The following is a 16,296-nucleotide window of genomic DNA, read 5'->3' as shown; positions in this document are numbered from 1 at the left end:
ATCGGAGACTTCGCACCGACAGCCTGAGCGACGGCGGCGGCGACGGGATGATGGCTCGACAGCGCCAGGCGCCCGGCGAGTTCGAAAACGTCGGCAGGAATGGCGGCCGCGTTCATCACTTCGAGGTCGGGCAGCGTCAGCGTGCCGGTCTTGTCGAAGATGACATGGTCTGCTTCGGCCAGCCGCTCGATCGCATCGCCCGCATTGAGCAGCACACCCGCCTTGAACATCGCGCCCGACGCCACCGTTTGCACCGTCGGGATCGCCAGCCCGAGCGCACAGGGACAGGTGATGATCAGCACCGCGACGCCGGTCACGATCGCATCGTGCCAGCCGGCCCCGGCGATGACCCAGCCGAGGATGGTCAGAAGCGCGGTCGCATGCACCACCGGCGCGTAGAGCCGCGAGGCGCGGTCGGCGAGCCGCATGTAGCGCGAGCGTGCTTGCAGCGCGTTGTCGAGCAGTCGCGTGATCTCGGCGAGCAGCGTCGCCTCGGACGCCGCCGAGACCCGCACCCGCAACGTCCCGGAGATGTTCATCGATCCGGCGTAGACCGGCGTGCCCTGCTCCGCCGTGACATAGAGCGTCTCGCCGGTGATCAGGCTCTGGTCGATCTCGGAACGGCCCTCGATCACGGTCCCGTCGACCGCGCAGCGCTCGCCCGGCCTGAGCAGCACGATGTCGCCGGGATGGATGGCCGCCACGGGGACCTGCGAGATTTCGTCGGGACCGACGAACTTGGCGGCCGTCTCCGCCTTCAATGCTGCGAGGTTGCCGGCGACCGCGCGGGTCCGCCGCCGCATGTTCTGGTCGAGGACGCGGCCGACCAGCAGGAAGGTCAGCAGCATGATCGCCGCGTCGAAATAGGCGTGCTCGGCATGATGGATGGTCTCGACCACGGACATGCCGAGCGCCAGGATCACGCCGATCGAGATCGGCACGTCCATGTTGGTGGTCTTCGCCGACAGCGCGCGCCAAGCCGAGCGGAAGAACGGCTGGCCGGCATAGGCGGCCGCGGGCAACGCGATCAGCGCCGAGAGCCAGTGGAAGAAGTCGCGCTGCTCGGGGAGCATGTCCGAGACGTTGCCCGACCACACCGGGATCGACAGCATCATCACGTTCATGGTAGCGAAGGCGGCAACGCCGAGGCACCGCAGCAGGAAGCGCGATTCGGCGACCTCCGCCACTTCCGCACTCTCGGTCTCGTAGGGATAGGCCTTGTAGCCGAGTTCCTCGAGCCGATCGATGAACCGGCCGGGGTCGAGCGTACCCGCCTTCCACTCCAGTGCAACGCGGCGATCGGTGAGATTCACGCGCGCGAGCGTGACGTCGGGGATTGCGGACAGGCCGCGTTCGATCTTGGCCATGCAGCCGGCGCAGTGAACCCCCTCGACGGCGAGGTCGATATGGCGGCGGCCCTCGCCCGCATCGCGAACATAGTGAGAGAAATCGCGCGAGACCTGCATGACAAAATCCTCAGTTCAGGATCACGCGGTTGCGCGAGAGGAAAACGCGCGCCCCCCGCGCCTCGCCCTCGATCACGAGATCCCATTGGCCCGGCGCGACGGATGCGGCATTGCCGCGATAGAGCCCGATGCCGGCTTCGATGAGCTCGACGGCGAGATCGGCGCGCTTGTCGGTCGGCCGCTCCAGGCGGCCGTCGAATTTCAGCCCGGAGATCGGCTGGCCGCTCGCATCGCGGGCTTCGACCTGGACCAATGCGCCGCCGTCGTTGCGGCGCTCGATATGGGCGCTGACCTTCCATTTGCGCGCGGCCTGCTCCTGCGCCGCCGAGATCTCGCGGTCATAGACGAGGCCGGCGGCATAGGGGCTGTCGACGTCGGTGCCGGGCAGCGTCGCGATCGCGAGCTTCATCATGGTCCCGTTGACGCCGATCACGACGCCGAAGAAGGCGACGAGCATGAGGAAGACCTTGGTCCCGGTCAGCGGCTTGGAAGCCATGGCAGTCTCCTGATCCTCAAGGCGAAACGAAATTGTCGGTGGCGGATGCGACTTCGCCGAGCCCGATATCGGTGACGTGGAAGCGGACCGGGATCGACTTCTCCGGATTGTTGTCGGCCGGCGCGGTGACGAGCAGCCGCAGCTCGCTGGTGGAATCGCGCGGGACCACGATCATCGGCCGATCCGGCGTCACCGAATCGACGCCGATGACGTGGACGGTCGCATTCGCCGGGCCGTGCGCGTCGATGGCGATGATGCGGTCGTAGCCGCTCTTGTTCAGCAGGCGCACCGTGTAGGCGTTGCGGATCGAGCCGTCACTGAGCTTGACCGCGACCGGATTGCGATCATGCAGCACGTTGACGTCGAGCAGGCTGCGGGTCGCGAGCGTGTACGTCATGAAGCCGCCGATGGCCACGATGATCGCGCTGTAGACGATGGTGCGGGGCCGAACGATCCGGTAGATGGGCGCCTTGCCTTCCTGGCGGCGGTGAATATTGATGTCGTTGTCGTAGCCGATCAGGCGCTTCGGCCGGCCGATCTTCGTCATCACATTGTCGCAGGCGTCGATGCAGAGCCCGCACTGGATGCATTCGAGCTGCGGCCCGTTGCGGATGTCGATGCCGGTCGGGCAGACCGCGACACATTGGTAGCAATCGACGCAGTCGCCGACCGTCTGGCCGAGCGCCCGCAACTCGGCGGCCTTCTTGACCGACGTGCGCTTCTCGCCACGGTCGTAGCGATAGGTGACGTTGAGCGCCCATTCGTCGGTGAGCGCGGCCTGAATGCGCGGCCACGGGCACATATAGGTGCAGACCTGCTCGCGCATGAAGCCGGCGAGGACGTAGGTCGTCGCGGTGAGGATGCCGATCCAGATATAGGCGATCATTGGCGCCTGGAAGGTGACGAGCTCCTTCACCAGCGTCGGCGCGTCGTTGAAATAGAGCACCCAGGCGCCGCCGGTCCACCAGGCGATCATGAGCCAGATCGAATGCTTGAGCACGATCTCGGAGATGCGCTCGAGATTCATCGGGTCGGACGATTTGTCCTTCTTCATCCGCTCGCGCCGGTCGCCCTCGATCAGGCGCTCGACGGCGTAGAACAGGTCGGTCCAGACGGTCTGCGGACAGAGATAGCCGCACCAGATCCGGCCGCCGACGGAGTTCATCAGGAACAGGGCCACCGCGGCCACGATCAGCAGGCCGGTGAAGTAATAGACCTCCTGCGGCCACAGCTCGATGAAGAAGAAGTAGAAGCGGCTGTTGGGAAGATCGATCAGAACTGCCTGATCGGGAGCGCCGAGGCCGCGGTTCCAGCGCACGAAAGGCAGCAAGTAGTAGACACCGAGGCAGAACGCCATCAGGCCCCATTTGATCCGCCGAAACGTTCCGGAGACGCTCTGGGGATAGACCTTCTTGCGAGGGACATAGAGCGGCCCGCTGTCGTCCGCCGGCTTCAGTTCGTTCGGATTGACGGTCTTGTTCATCGCGGAATCTTCTCAGGAGGTGCGATTAAACCTAGACCCGGTGTTCGTCGGTCACTTGATCCAACGCAAACGGGGGCGTTTTTCTGCGCCCCCGTTGGAAATCGGCTGTCGCGCGCCGGCTATTTGCCGCCACCGAGCGAGTGGACGTAGACCGCCATCGCCTTGATGGTGGCGGGATCGAGCCGGCCTTCCCAGGCCGGCATGACGCCGGCGCGGCCGTTGGTGATGGTCTCGATCAGGGTGGCCTCCTCCGGACCATAGAGCCAGATCTTGTCGGTGAGGTTCGGCGCGCCGAGTTCCGGGTTGCCCTTGCCGGCATCGCCGTGACAGGCCGCGCAGTTCTCCGCGTAGATCTTCTCGCCCTTGGCCTTGTCGAAGCCTGCCCGGGTCGGCAGACCCGCCAGCGCCCGCACGTAATTGGCGACGGTGACGATCTCGTCCGGCTTCAGCACGCCGTCCTTGCCGAAGGCGAGCATCTGGCCCTCACGCGTCTTGGCATGGCCGGAACGCACGCCGAACTGGATGGTCTGCATGATCTGGTCGAGCGAGCCGCCCCACAGCCATTCGTCGTCGTTCAGGTTCGGATAGCCCTTGGCTCCGGCGGCGCCCGTGCCGTGACACGGCGCGCAATTGTCGCCGAACACGGTCTTGCCTTTGGCGCGGGCGAGCGCCAGCAGCGCCGGATCCTTCTCGATCTCGGCGAGCGAGGCGGCGCCCAGCGCCACCATCTTGTCACCGCGGATCTTCTCGAGGTTGGCGAGCTCGACCGCGACGTCGGCGCGCGAGGAGTAGCCGAACACGCCGGTGGTGTTGCTGGAGATCAGCGGCCAGGCCGGATAGACGATCCAGTAGCCGATCGACCAGACGATGGTGAGGTAGAAGGTGATCACCCACCAGCGCGGCAGCGGTGTGTTGAGCTCCTTGATGCCGTCCCACTCGTGGCCGGTCGTGGACGTGCCGGAGACGGAATCGATGTCGCTAGAATGGTCGGTCATGGTTCTCTACTCCTCCCGCAAGGGCAGGTGCGCTGCTTCGTCGAACACAGCCTTGTTACGGGGCCAGAATGCGTAGGCGATGATCGCGAGAAAGATCGCTACGAACACCGGTGTCCAGATCGTCGTCACGAGATCGGACGCAAGATTATGGACGGTCAGGATGGCTTTCATCGTTCATGCCTTCTCAGCGAAGATTGGCTTTCTCGTTGTAGATCTTGAAGTCGACCAGCGTGCCGAGCATCTGCAGGTACGCGACCAGCGCGTCCATCTCGGTCGGCGTGCCGATCTTGCCGTCGAAGTTGCGCACGACGGCCTTCGCGTAGCGCTTGCTGAAGGCGTCGGTGCCGGCATTCTCCGGATCGGCCTGGGCCTTCAAGTCGGCGGCTGCGTTGGCGATCTGCTCGTCGCTATAGGGTACGCCGACGGTCCTTAGCGTACGCATGTCGCCGGCGATCGCGTCAGGGTCGATCTCGGTCTTGCTGAGGAACGGATAGCCCGGCATCACCGATTGCGGCACGATCGCGCGCGGGTTGGTCAGATGGGTGACGTGCCAGTCGTCGGAGTATTTCGCGCCGACGCGGGCAAGATCGGGACCGGTACGCTTGGAGCCCCACTGGAACGGGTGATCGTACATGCTCTCGGCGGCCAGCGAGAAGTGGCCGTAGCGCTCGACCTCGTCGCGCAGGGGCCGGACCATCTGCGAGTGGCAGAGATAGCAGCCCTCGCGGACGTAGACGTTGCGTCCAGCGAGCTCCAGCGGCGTGTAGGGCCTGACCCCGTCGACCTTCTCGATCGTGCTCTTGAGGTAGAACAGCGGGGTGATCTCGACGAGACCGCCGATCGCGATCACCAGCAGGATGCCGACGATCAGGATGATCGAGTTCTTTTCGAAGACTTGGTGGCGTGTCCAGAACGACATTGCTTGAGCTCCTCATTCCGCCGGCTGAAGAGCGACGGGCATCTGGACTTCTTGCTCGCCGACGCGAACCGTCATCCAGAGATTGTAGGCCATGATCAGCGAGCCGATCAGGAACAGGCCGCCGCCTGCGGCGCGGATGATGTAGAAGGGGTGCATCGCCTCGACGGTCTCGATGAAGGAATATTCGAGGAAGCCGAGCGAAGTGTAGGCGCGCCACATCAGACCCTGGAGGATGCCGGACACCCACATCGCCGAGATGTAGAGAACGATGCCGAGCGTGGCGATCCAGAAGTGCCAATTGACGAGCTTGAGGCTGTAGAGCCCCTTGCGATTCCAGGCCCACGGCACCAGGCAGTACAGCGCGCCGAAGGAGACGAAGCCGACCCAGCCGAGCGCACCGGAATGCACGTGGCCGATGGTCCAGTCGGTGTAGTGGCTGAGCGAGTTGACCACCTTGATCGACATCATCGGGCCTTCGAAGGTCGACATGCCGTAGAAGGCGACGGAGACCACGAGCATGCGCAGCACGGGATCGGTGCGCAGCTTGTCCCAGGCGCCCGACAGCGTCATCAGGCCGTTGATCATGCCGCCCCAGGAGGGCATCCACAGCATGATCGAGAAGGTCATGCCCAGAGTCTGCGTCCAGTCCGGCAGCGCCGTGTAGTGCAGATGATGCGGGCCGGCCCAGATGTAGAGGAAGATCAGCGCCCAGAAGTGGATGATCGAGAGCCGGTATGAATAGATCGGCCGCTCGGCGCGCTTCGGGATGAAGTAGTACATGATGGCGAGGAAGCCGGCGGTCAGGAAGAAGCCGACCGCGTTGTGGCCGTACCACCACTGGAACATGGCGTCCTGAATGCCGCCCCAGGCGACGTAGGACTTCGAGCCGAACACCGAGACCGGGAGGGCCGGATTGTTGCCGAGATGCAGGACCGCGATCGTCACGATGAAGGCGAGATAGAACCAGTTCGCGACGAAGATATGCGGCTCTTTGCGCTTGATGAGGGTGGCGACGAAGACGAGCAGATAGACCACCCAGACGATGGTCAGCCAGAGGTCGGCATACCATTCGGGCTCGGCATATTCCTTCGACTGCGTCACTCCGAGCAGATAGCCGGTGCCGGCGATCAGGATGAAAAAGTTGTAGCCCAGCACGACGAACCACGGCGCGAGGTCGCCGGCGAGGCGCGTGCGGCAGGACTTCTGCACGACGTAGAAGGAGGTCGCGAGCAGCACGTTGCCGCCGAAGGCGAAGATCACCGCGGAGGTGTGCAGCGGCCGCAGGCGGCCGAAGCTGATCCAGGGCAGATCGAAGTTCAGCGCGGGCCATGCCAGCTGCGAGGCGATGATGAGACCGACGAGGAAGCCGGCAATGCCCCAGAACATCGCCATGAAGGCGGAGAACTTGATCGGCCCCATGTTGTAGTTCGGGCGGCCGTTGATCTCCGCCGGCGGCAGCGCCGCCGGCCGCTCGAAGTAGCGGTTGACGATGAAGAACACCGCAGCCGCGCTTGCCGCCGCGCTCAGCGCGGCGTGGAAGGCGAAGGGAGCATCGAGCGCCTTGGCCGAGGCGATCACGCAGAGGAAGGCGGTGACTGCGAACACGACAGCCAAGCCGCTTTCACCGACGGTCATGGATTTTGAGATGGAGGGCTGGCTCATGCGGATTCTCTCTGAAAGAACACAGCGCCAGAAACCACATTCACCCCCGCGGGGAATTGATTGAAATCAAGATGGATGGGTTTTCCCGTCGACGTGGACGGACGCGGCGCGGATTTAAGAGGCCTTCTCGCCACGGTGCGAGAGCACGAGAGGGCGGCAGGCCAATCGCACGAAGGAAATCACCTCCGTGAAATCACGGAGTTTGGAAACCGCGGGAATCGAAGGACGCGGGTCAGTCGCCCGCGCTGGCCTTGAGTGCCGCGATGACGTCCTCGCGGGCGATGATGCCGACCAGCTTCTGTGCACCGTCGAGCACGATGATGCTCCTGATGCGGTGTTCGACCATGATCTGGAGCACGCGTGTCAACCGCGTGTCCGGGTTGACATAGATGAACTCGGGCGTCATGACGTCGCCGATCTTGCGGCTCATCAGATCGTCGTAGCGCGGCAACATCTGGCTCGGCGTGAAGGCGAAGCACTTCAGAATGTCGAACTTGGTGACGATGCCGACCACTTGCCCGTCGTCTTCGACCGGATAGCTGTTGAAATCGTCCGTCTCGAACATTTCGCTCAGCTGAAGCAGGTTGAGGTCGCGCTGCACCGTCTTGACGTCGCGCGTCATGTAGCCGTCGACGGTCTGCTCGAGAAATCTATACACGGCGCGTCCTCCTCGCTTCCATACTGACGGGCCGGCGCTCAGTGCGACAGCAGCACGCTGCGGGTGGCTTGTGTGACCAGATACTGAGTGACGCCCCCGAGGATCAGTTCGCGAAATCTCGAATGACCGTAGGCACCCGCGACGATCAGGCCGGCGCCGACGTCGCCGGCGACTTTCTCCAATTGCGCCGCCGGGGCTTCGCGTCCATGGGCCTCCGAGACGCGTGCGGTCGCGGTCACGCCATGACGGCCGAGCCAGGCGGCAACGTCGGCGACGCCGGCCATCACGGCCGAACGGTCGTCGCCTTGCTCTGGAATCTCGACGATGGTGACGTCCCTGGCCTTGCGCAGCATCGGCAGCGCGTCGGCTACCGCCCGCCGCGCCTGCGGCGTGTCCTTCCACGCCACCAGCACGTTGCGCAGGTCGAGCCAGTTTGCCCGGTCGGGGACGACGAGAAGCGGGCGGCCGACCTGCATCACCAGATCCTTGGGGCTCACGAGCGAGAAAGCATCGGAGAAGGCCGGACTCTGCCCCCCGCTGACGACGATATCGGCGCAACGCGCCTGCGCCAGGACGAATCGTGCCGGAAAATCCATGGCGCAGCGCCACTCCACATGTCCGCCGCGATTTTTCGTGGCCTCGCGGAATTGCGCTTCCAGCCCAGCCAGCCGCTGCTTGACCGAAGCTTCGCCCTCGTCGATCAGCGCTTGCGCCTCGGTGCCATCCGAGAAATAGAGCGGCGGCGCGAACTGCGCCGCGGCGACCCCGATGATGGCGGCCTCGAATCGTTCGGCGAGCTCCCCCGCGACCCGAAGGCGCGCCTCGTTGGACTGATTGAGCGCCAAGCTGACCATGACGGTCGCGTATGTCATCGGATATCTCCAGCATCACCAAATTTTCGTTATCCTAGACCTGCTGCCGCGCGGCAGGCTGAGATAGATCAAAAACAAGCGCTTCTGACTCGTCTCTCCGTCTTGCGGGAAATCCGCCAGTGAATTCAACGTCCGCGCTTGCCTCGGAGCGAGCCTTGGGCGAAATTGCCCGAGCGGTAAAGGCATCCTGCCTGTCCGCCAAGGATTAGGAGCAGAGCTTGGCGCCGACGCGCGTGACCCATCCGGCGGACGATGGTCGGGGCGAGCAATTCCGGGGCCGCATCGAGGGCTTCGGGGTGGGCACCTGGGACCTTGATCTGCAGACGCGCGAACTCGAGTGGTCGGACATGGCCAAGCGGCTGTTTGGCCTCGAGCGGGACCAGGCCGTCAGCTACGATCGCTTTCTTTCCCTGCTGGAACCAAGCGATCGGGACCAATTCCTGAAGGCGATCGGGCGCACCTCGGAAGGCGGGGGAGGACTTGATCTGTCCTTCAAGGTCGTCAACGGGGCCGGGACCGGTCAATGGATCCGGGCCAGGGCGGGTGTGATCCGGGACGATTCCGGCACGCCGCGTCATCTCAGCGGGATATTCCTCGATATCAACGAGGAAAAGCATCTCGAGGAGGCCCTGCGCTCCCAGGAGAATCATCTTCGCTCGATTCTCGAAACCGTGCCCGATGCCATGATCGTCATCGATTCGCGCGGCATCATGCAGCTCTTCAGCAGCGCCGCGGAACGGCTGTTCGGCTACAGCAGGCAGGAGGCCATCGGCCGGAACGTGAGCATCCTGATGCCGGAGCCCGACCAGTCGCGTCATGACTCCTATCTCACGCGCTATCTCAGGACGAACGATCCGCACATCATCGGGATCGGCCGCATCGTGACCGGCAAACGCCGCGACGGCACGACTTTCCCGATGCACCTGTCCGTCGGGCAGACCCAACGCGCCGGCGAGCCCTATTTCACCGGCTTCGTGCGCGACCTCACCGAGCACCAGCAGACCCAGGCGCGGCTCCAGGAATTGCAGTCCGAGCTCGTCCACGTCTCGCGGCTGACCGCCATGGGCGAAATGGCCTCCGCCCTCGCCCACGAGCTCAACCAACCGCTGGCAGCGATCAGCAATTACATGAAGGGATCACGGCGCCTCCTCGCCGGAAGCAGCGATCCCAACACGCCGAAGATCGAAAGCGCGCTGGATCGCGCGGCGGAGCAGGCCTTGCGCGCCGGGCAGATCATCCGCCGCTTGCGCGACTTCGTCTCCCGCGGCGAATCGGAGAAGCGGGTCGAGAGCCTGTCCAAGCTGATCGAGGAAGCCGGCGCTCTCGGGCTCGCCGGCGCGCGCGAGCAGAACGTGCAGCTCCGCTTCAGCCTCGATCCCGACGCCGATCTCGTCCTCGCCGACCGGGTGCAGATCCAGCAGGTGCTGGTCAATCTGTTCCGCAATGCGCTCGAAGCAATGGCACAGTCGCCGCGGCGCGAGCTCGTCGTCGCCAACACCCGTGCCGGCGGCGACATGATCGAGGTGGAGGTCTCCGACACCGGCATCGGCTTCCGGGACGACGTCATCCCAAACCTGTTCCAGACTTTCTTCACCACCAAAGACACCGGCATGGGCGTTGGCCTCTCCATCAGCCGCTCGATCATCGAGGCCCATGGCGGCCGCATGTGGGCCGAGAGCAACGCAGCGGGAGGGGCGACATTCCGCTTCACCCTGCCGGCAACCGACGAGAACTGATTCATGACGACCAAGGGACATGTCTACGTCATCGACGACGACCCGGCGATGCGCGATTCGCTGAATTTCCTGCTGGATTCCGCCGGCTTCTCCGTCACCCTGTTCGACGACGCCCTGGCCTTTCTCGAAGCCCTGCCAGCCCTTTCCTTCGGCTGCGTCCTCTCCGACGTGCGCATGCCCGGCCTCGACGGGATCGAGCTGCTGAAACGCATGAAGGCGCAGCAGAGCCCGTTCCCGATCCTGATCATGACGGGTCATGGCGACGTGCCGCTCGCGGTCGAGGCGATGAAGCTCGGGGCGGTCGATTTCCTGGAAAAGCCGTTCGATGACGACCGTCTCACCGCCATGATCGAAGCGGCGATCCTCCAGGCCGAGCCGACGGCCAAGAGCGAGGCCGTCGCGCAGGACATCGCTGCCCGCGTCGCCTCGTTGAGTCCGAGGGAGCGCCAGGTCATGGAAGGGCTGATCGCAGGCCTTTCCAACAAGCTGATCGCCCGCGAATACGACATCAGCCCGCGCACCATCGAGGTCTACCGGGCCAACGTCATGACCAAGATGCAGGCGGGCAGCCTCTCGGAGCTGGTCCGGCTGGCGATGCGCGCCGGCATGCTCAACGATTGAGGCAAGTCAAGGTGCCTTCCCGGGGCCGTGCTAACCAGGCAATATGATCGAGGTCAGCTCATATCATGCGCGCCCGGCGTCCCTCGCACGACCCACCATCTTTGTGGTCGACGATGATGCCGCCGTCCTGGGATCCCTGCGCTTCCTGCTGGAGACCGACGGCTTCGCCGTGCGGACCTTCAGGAGCGGCACTGCGCTGCTCAATGTCAGCGGCGCGCCGGGACCGGACTGCTACGTCATCGACTACAAGATGCCGGACATCAATGGCATTGAGCTGGCCAGCCGCCTGCGCAAATCCGACTGCAACGCGCCTGTGATCCTGATCACCGGCTATCCCGACGAGAACATCTCCGTCCGGGCTGCGACGGCGGGCATCAAGGACGTGGTTTTGAAGCCGCTTCTGGATGAAAACCTGGTCAAATACATCCGCCACGCCATCCAGGATCGTCCCCTCGACTGACCTCCGGGATTCTACGTAGGGTAACCCCCTTAAGATATCTCGCGAAATTTTCGAGGCACCCGATACCGCGTACCTAAGCGTCATCACAACGGAGATGGCGCAGATGCTCACCCAGACCCTCAACACCCAGGCGATCAACACCCAGATTGTTGGCAAGATTGCTCCTGCCCATCCCGTCACCGACCAGTTCGGCGCAATTGCCGGCCATGTCGGCCTGGTCGCCACGGAGTTCTCCTATCGCAAGGACGAGGAGATTTATGGCGAGGACGAGCCATCCGAGTATGTCTACCAGGTCGTGTCGGGCGCAGTGAGCAGCTACAAGCTCCTTTCCGACGGCCGCCGCCAGATCGGCGCCTTCCATCTTCCCGGCGACGTGTTCGGCCTCGAATCCGGTCCCACTCACCGCCTCGCCGCCGAAGCCATCATCGACACCACCGTGCGTCTCGTGAAGCGTGCGAGCCTCGAGAAGGCCGCAGCCACCGACGTACAGGTCGCCCGCAAGCTCTGGGCCATGACCGCCGGTGAGCTTCGTCATGCCGAGGACCACATGCTGCTGCTGGGCCGCAAGACCGCGATGGAGCGTGTCGCGACCTTCCTGCTCGAAATGGACCGCCGCCTCGCCGTTGCCGGCATGATGGCGCTGCCGATGTGCCGCCGCGACATCGGCGACTATCTCGGCCTCACCCTCGAAACCGTGTCGCGCGCACTGTCGCAGCTTCACGCCCAGGGCATTCTCGGCTTCTCCGGCGCCCGCCAGATCGTGCTGCGCAACCGTCAACGCCTGCACAATCTCGACGCCTGATCGATTTCTCCCCCCATGACTTGGCCGGCCGAACCCGATTCGGCCGGCCTTTTCATTTTTGCCGCGATCATGCCGTGCGCCGGGTTTCCGGCATCATCACCAGGATCAGAAGGAGTCCCGTCGCGGCGACGCCGGACAGCCCGATGAACGCGGTGGCATTGCCGAACTTGTCGCTGACATAGCCGCCGAGCACCGTGCTCAGCGATGCGCCGATGCCGGTCGCAGTCCCCACGATCCCCTGCGCCAGGTTGAAATGACCGCTGCCGAAGGCGACGTCGGCCACGATCAGCGGAATCATGACTGCGAACACCGCGGCGGTGAAGCCGTCGAACACCTGCACCAGCACCAGCAGGTAGGGATCGCGCACGGTCGCAAACAGCAGGCCGCGAATCGTCAACGCACCGAATCCGATCAGGAGCAGCGGACGCCGGCCCCAGAGCTGTGCCTTGCGCCCGACTGTCGGCGACAGCAGCGCCACGATCGCCTGCGGCACGATGATGCAGGCGGCGACGAGCACGGTCGCCCATTGGCTCGACCGCGCCGTCACTGCGCTCGCCATCAGCGGCATCATCGTGGCGTTCGCGAGCTGCAACAGCAGCACGCTGAGTGCGAAGACGATGAACGGACGCTGCCGGATCAGGTGCCAGATATTGGCGTCGCCGCGGTCAGCGGCCTCGGGCGGCATCTCGCCGTGACTGCGCCTGATGTCGACCTCCTCCTCGCGGATTCGCGACAGCGCGATCAGGGTCGGGATCACGAGCAGGAATGTGACCAGGAATACGGAGCGGCTCGACAGCAGGTAGCCCGCGGTGCCCATCACCGCTGCCGCCACGCCATTGCCCAGCGAGGCGAACCGCGCGTTGCGGCCCAGTCGTTCGCCGATCGCGAGCGGCCCGACGAGGCCAAGGCTGATCGCGGCGATCGCCGGCCCGAGCACGCAGCTCGCCGCCGCGTGCAGGGTGGCCGCGGCCACCACAACGGCGAAGATCGGCATCGCGGCATAGGCAAGCGCGCAGGCGCCGATGGTCGCGATCGCGAGAGCGGCGACCAGACGCTCCGATTTCGCGGCGTCGATGATCGCCCCGCCCGGCATCTGCCCGATCAGCGCGACGATGCCGCCGATCGACAGCACGAGTCCGATCTCGACCTGGGTCCATTTCTGCGTCGTCAGATAGACCGCGATGAACGGACCGAACCCGGTCTGCACGTCGGCGAGGAAGAAGATGAACCAGTCGAGGCCGCGCAAGCTCTGGCGCGAGGGCGCCGGAAGGTTTGCAGCCGGCTGCGAGACAATATTTTCCTGCTCGACGCGCGCGTCGCGGCCTGCGTGTTTCGGCTTGCTCGACAACAGCACAGGCGGTGAGCCCTCCCGGCACCTCACTGGATCGCTTGCAGCGGTTGAAGGCTGCCGGACGCTCCCAGCACGACGATCGGCGTGTCTTCCTTGTATTCCGGCGCGGCCGCGACCTGCGCCTTGGTCAATTCCAGCGTGATGCTGTCCTTCTTGTTGGCGATCTTGCCGAAGCGCAGCGCGTTCCAGTCCACCACGATCTTGCGACTGCCGACGCCGAGGAAGCCGCCGAAATCGATCGCCGCGGCCCGCACGTGGCCGGTGCGATCGACGATGACGTCGACGATGCGGCCCATGCCCTCGCCGGCGGCGCTGCGAACGTCGCGGCCGAGTACGCCGTGGGCCTCGCTCGCGCCGATGATGGTCACCGAGGGCGGCGGGGCGGCGTCCTTGGGCGTCACCGGAACGGTCGAAACCGGCGGCTGGGCCGTCGGCGGCGCATTCGTTTCGTTCTGGCCTGCGGGCGGATCCTCCGCGGCGCGCGACGGTGCGACCGTCACGGCAACCGCGATCGCCGCGCTCAGGATCAATGTTCCGGTCCCACGCATGACACCCTCCTTGCGCGCCGCTAGCGCGCCAGCACGATCGAGACCTGGATCTGGCCGCGTGTGCGCAACACCTCCAGCGCCACGTCGTCGCCGTGGCGGCTGACGCGAAGATCGACGCTGGACTCGCCGAGGCGCAGATCGCGCAGGATCACCTCGTTGAGGAATGCCGGAAGATGCGGATTGCGCAGGCGGATCTCGCCGCGCGCGACGTCGAACTCGAGGCCGAGTGCCGCCTCCAGCAGCGTGAACGGCGTCGCGCTGGCCCAGGCCTGCGGCGCGCAGGCGACCGGATAGAGCGTCGGCCCGCGCCGTTTCTCGCGCCGGAAGCCGCAGAACAATTCGGGCAGCCGGCGCAGATCCATGTAGGTCGCCGCGTCGAACAGCCCCTTGAAGACATGCGCCACCGAGTGCTTGAGGCCGTAGCGCGCGAGCCCGAGCGCGATCAGCGCGTTGTCGTGCGGCCAGATCGACCCGTCGTGGTAGGACATCGGGTTGTAGCGCACCTCGCCTTGCGCGACGGTGCGGATGCCCCAGCCCGAGAAGAAATGCGGCCGCATCAGGTCGGCGGCGACCATGCGGGCGCGATCCTCGCGGATCATGCCGCTGAACAGGACCTGCCCGGCATTCGAGGTCCGCACCTTGCAAGGTCGCTTGTTGCCGTCGAGCGCGACCGCATAGGTGCCGATCTCCTCGCACCAGAACGCCTTCTCGAAGCGTTCGGCGAGCGCCTTGGCTTCGGACTCGAGCTTGCGCGCGCGGTCCGGCTTGCCGAGCCGTAACGCGCAACGCGCGGCGAGTTGCTTGGCTGCATAGACGTAGCCCTGAACTTCCGCGAGCGCGATATTGCCCTCTGCAAGCTTGCCGTCGGCATGGAAGATCGCGTCGTAAGAGTCCTTCCAGCCCTGGTTGGCCAGCCCCTTCTCGGTCGCGCGCTGGTACTCGACGAAGCCGTCCTGGTCGGGATCGCCTGGACCGTCGATCCAGGCAAGTCCCGCCTCGATCGCCGGCCATAGCTCGATCAACGTGGCCTCGTCGCCGGTGCGCTCGAAATAGCTTCCCGCGAGCAGCACGAACAGCGCGGTCGAATCGACGCTGCCGTAATAATGCGCGAACGGCACCTCCCCCAGCGCCGCCATCTCGCCGCCCCGCATCTCGTGCAGGATCTTTCCGGGCGTCGCATCCGCGCGCGGATCGATGGCTTCGGCCTGGAAATGCGCGAGCCGGCGCAGGACACCCTTGGCGATGCGCGGATCAACCCAGAGCATCTGGAGCGCGGTGATGAGGCCGTCGCGGCCGAACGTCGTGGAGTACCAGGGAATGCCGGCATAGGGATATCGCCCCTGCGGCGTCTCCGTCATCAGCATGTTGAGGTCGGCCATGGCCTGGCACAGCACCTCGTTGAGGATGTTGTTGGACGTCTCGATGCTGGCCGTGCCCATGGTCGACTGCCGCATCTCGCGGCGATGCGCCAGCAGGCCCGGAAAGAACCTCACCGGCTTTTCCGTCAGCGGCCGGTTGCAGGACACCGCCACGAACAGCGACTTGGTCTGGTGCGGCTCCAGGTCGAGCTCCCAGGTCGCGGCATTGACCGACAGCCGCGTCGGATGCGGATCGAAGTGCAGCCCGGTGGTCCGCTCGGCCTCATCGAGGCCGCGATATTCGAACAGCACGTCGGTCGCACCGAGCAGCCGGCTCGTTCCGATCCCACGGCGCGGTCGGCGCTCGCCGCGGACCTCGAACAGATCGGCGAAATCATTGCCGAACAGCAGCGTCAGATCGAAGCTGGCGCGTCGTTCACCGTGGTTCTGGACGCCGATGCGCTGATAGGCCGTGCCGCGCCACAGGAAGATCGTCCGCACGATGTGCAGCAGGTCCTTTTGCAGAATGAGGCTGCCCTGCCGGTAGATGTCCGGATTGGTGAGGTCGACGGTCAACGCCGAATTGTCGTCGCGCAGGTTCGAGCCGAGCAGAAGGGGCTGGAGATCGTCGAGCACGAGCTCGAGCCGTGCGAGATAGCGCGTATCGTGGTGGAACAGGCCGTCCGGCCCGCCGGCGGATGCGCCGATGTCGCCATGGCTGTCGAGCACGATGAAAGTGTCGTCGTGCTTGAGCGACCGCCGCGGCCGTGCCGACGGCCCCGTCATCGGAATATAGAAAGGTTGTTCCGCGACCTGTTCCGAGGTCCTCGTCACGGAGGCGAATTGGGCTACGGCTTCGGCCGACATGA

The 16,296-nt window shown here is 65.0% G+C and carries 16 protein-coding genes; 4 read left to right on the top strand and 12 right to left on the bottom strand.

Translation table 11 applies throughout. The annotated features are described in order from the left end of the window. From AX729_RS06335 to AX729_RS06295, 9 genes are all read right to left on the bottom strand, one after another. On the bottom strand, positions 1-1,466 hold a 1,466-nt coding region (locus AX729_RS06335; RefSeq protein WP_061021199.1), incomplete at its 3' end, for a heavy metal translocating P-type ATPase. A 10-nt stretch (positions 1,467-1,476) separates the two neighbouring features. Then, complete coding sequence (locus AX729_RS06330; RefSeq protein WP_061021197.1) at positions 1,477-1,962, bottom strand: FixH family protein; 486 nt, start codon at positions 1,960-1,962, stop codon at positions 1,477-1,479. 16 nt (positions 1,963-1,978) lie between these two features. After that, positions 1,979-3,445, bottom strand: a complete 1,467-nt coding sequence (gene ccoG / locus AX729_RS06325) for a cytochrome c oxidase accessory protein CcoG (RefSeq protein WP_061021195.1) — start codon at positions 3,443-3,445, stop codon at positions 1,979-1,981. A gap of 119 nt (positions 3,446-3,564) precedes the next feature. Continuing rightward, entirely contained in the window at positions 3,565-4,440 is an 876-nt protein-coding gene (gene ccoP / locus AX729_RS06320) for a cytochrome-c oxidase, cbb3-type subunit III (RefSeq protein WP_061021193.1), read from the bottom strand. 6 nt (positions 4,441-4,446) lie between these two features. Continuing rightward, positions 4,447-4,611, bottom strand: a complete 165-nt coding sequence (locus AX729_RS06315; RefSeq protein ID WP_061021190.1) for a cbb3-type cytochrome oxidase subunit 3 — start codon at positions 4,609-4,611, stop codon at positions 4,447-4,449. Positions 4,612-4,624: 13 nt separating this feature from the next. Then, positions 4,625-5,359: a cytochrome-c oxidase, cbb3-type subunit II gene (gene ccoO, locus AX729_RS06310; protein ID WP_061021187.1), complete on the bottom strand. Its 735-nt coding sequence runs from the start codon at positions 5,357-5,359 to the stop codon at positions 4,625-4,627. 12 nt (positions 5,360-5,371) lie between these two features. Beyond that, complete coding sequence (gene ccoN, locus AX729_RS06305) at positions 5,372-7,021, bottom strand: cytochrome-c oxidase, cbb3-type subunit I (RefSeq protein WP_061021184.1); 1,650 nt, start codon at positions 7,019-7,021, stop codon at positions 5,372-5,374. Positions 7,022-7,253: 232 nt separating this feature from the next. Continuing rightward, positions 7,254-7,679 (bottom strand): CBS domain-containing protein, encoded by a 426-nt coding sequence (locus tag AX729_RS06300; protein ID WP_061021182.1) that lies wholly within the window; start codon positions 7,677-7,679, stop codon positions 7,254-7,256. A gap of 38 nt (positions 7,680-7,717) precedes the next feature. Then, on the bottom strand, positions 7,718-8,551 hold the full coding sequence (locus AX729_RS06295) for a universal stress protein (RefSeq protein WP_061021180.1): 834 nt from the start codon (positions 8,549-8,551) through the stop codon (positions 7,718-7,720). A gap of 218 nt (positions 8,552-8,769) precedes the next feature. Between AX729_RS06295 and fixL the strand changes: the two genes are divergently transcribed. The 4 genes from fixL (at position 8,770) to AX729_RS06275 (ending at position 12,170) form a co-directional block, all read left to right on the top strand. Next, a complete protein-coding gene (gene fixL / locus AX729_RS06290) occupies positions 8,770-10,287 on the top strand; it encodes a sensor protein FixL (protein WP_082770354.1) in 1,518 nt (505 codons plus the stop codon). Between the two features lie 3 nt (positions 10,288-10,290). Next, the gene (fixJ, locus tag AX729_RS06285; protein ID WP_061021178.1) at positions 10,291-10,908 is read left to right on the top strand and encodes a response regulator FixJ; all 618 of its coding nucleotides are present in this window, start codon (positions 10,291-10,293) and stop codon (positions 10,906-10,908) included. Positions 10,909-10,951: 43 nt separating this feature from the next. Further along, complete coding sequence (locus AX729_RS06280; protein ID WP_061021177.1) at positions 10,952-11,368, top strand: response regulator transcription factor; 417 nt, start codon at positions 10,952-10,954, stop codon at positions 11,366-11,368. A gap of 103 nt (positions 11,369-11,471) precedes the next feature. Next, positions 11,472-12,170 carry a helix-turn-helix domain-containing protein gene (locus tag AX729_RS06275; protein ID WP_061021203.1) on the top strand — a complete coding sequence of 233 codons (699 nt, stop codon included), beginning with the start codon at positions 11,472-11,474 and terminating at the stop codon, positions 12,168-12,170. 67 nt (positions 12,171-12,237) lie between these two features. Here AX729_RS06275 and AX729_RS06270 read toward each other — a convergent pair whose 3' ends face one another. Genes AX729_RS06270 through AX729_RS06260 form a run of 3 tightly spaced genes read right to left on the bottom strand, consistent with a single transcriptional unit; the run spans position 12,238 to position 16,294 of the window. Further along, positions 12,238-13,524: an MFS transporter gene (locus tag AX729_RS06270; RefSeq protein WP_061021175.1), complete on the bottom strand. Its 1,287-nt coding sequence runs from the start codon at positions 13,522-13,524 to the stop codon at positions 12,238-12,240. Between the two features lie 23 nt (positions 13,525-13,547). After that, positions 13,548-14,069, bottom strand: a complete 522-nt coding sequence (locus AX729_RS06265; RefSeq protein ID WP_061021172.1) for a PRC-barrel domain-containing protein — start codon at positions 14,067-14,069, stop codon at positions 13,548-13,550. 20 nt (positions 14,070-14,089) lie between these two features. Then, on the bottom strand, positions 14,090-16,294 hold the full coding sequence (locus tag AX729_RS06260) for an amylo-alpha-1,6-glucosidase (protein WP_061021171.1): 2,205 nt from the start codon (positions 16,292-16,294) through the stop codon (positions 14,090-14,092). Between the last annotated feature and the right edge of the window lie 2 nt (positions 16,295-16,296).

Source organism: Bradyrhizobium sp. CCH5-F6, from assembly GCF_001556045.1.
Classification (GTDB): domain Bacteria; phylum Pseudomonadota; class Alphaproteobacteria; order Rhizobiales; family Xanthobacteraceae; genus Bradyrhizobium.
The sequence above is the reverse complement of the archived record's forward strand: the minus strand, read 5'-3'. Positions and strand labels throughout refer to the sequence as shown.

Excerpts from the sequence above, each read along its gene's own strand:
- ccoP (WP_061021193.1), bottom strand. The coding sequence starts at position 4,440 with ATGACCGACCATTCTAGCGACATCGATTCCGTCTCCGGCACGTCCACG.
- AX729_RS06275 (WP_061021203.1), top strand. The coding sequence starts at position 11,472 with ATGCTCACCCAGACCCTCAACACCCAGGCGATCAACACCCAGATTGTT.
- ccoG (WP_061021195.1), bottom strand. The coding sequence starts at position 3,445 with ATGAACAAGACCGTCAATCCGAACGAACTGAAGCCGGCGGACGACAGC.
- AX729_RS06260 (WP_061021171.1), bottom strand. The coding sequence starts at position 16,294 with ATGTCGGCCGAAGCCGTAGCCCAATTCGCCTCCGTGACGAGGACCTCG.
- AX729_RS06330 (WP_061021197.1), bottom strand. The coding sequence starts at position 1,962 with ATGGCTTCCAAGCCGCTGACCGGGACCAAGGTCTTCCTCATGCTCGTC.
- AX729_RS06265 (WP_061021172.1), bottom strand. The coding sequence starts at position 14,069 with ATGCGTGGGACCGGAACATTGATCCTGAGCGCGGCGATCGCGGTTGCC.
- AX729_RS06295 (WP_061021180.1), bottom strand. The coding sequence starts at position 8,551 with ATGACATACGCGACCGTCATGGTCAGCTTGGCGCTCAATCAGTCCAAC.
- AX729_RS06280 (WP_061021177.1), top strand. The coding sequence starts at position 10,952 with ATGATCGAGGTCAGCTCATATCATGCGCGCCCGGCGTCCCTCGCACGA.
- ccoO (WP_061021187.1), bottom strand. The coding sequence starts at position 5,359 with ATGTCGTTCTGGACACGCCACCAAGTCTTCGAAAAGAACTCGATCATC.
- fixJ (WP_061021178.1), top strand. The coding sequence starts at position 10,291 with ATGACGACCAAGGGACATGTCTACGTCATCGACGACGACCCGGCGATG.
- ccoN (WP_061021184.1), bottom strand. The coding sequence starts at position 7,021 with ATGAGCCAGCCCTCCATCTCAAAATCCATGACCGTCGGTGAAAGCGGC.
- AX729_RS06315 (WP_061021190.1), bottom strand. The coding sequence starts at position 4,611 with ATGAAAGCCATCCTGACCGTCCATAATCTTGCGTCCGATCTCGTGACG.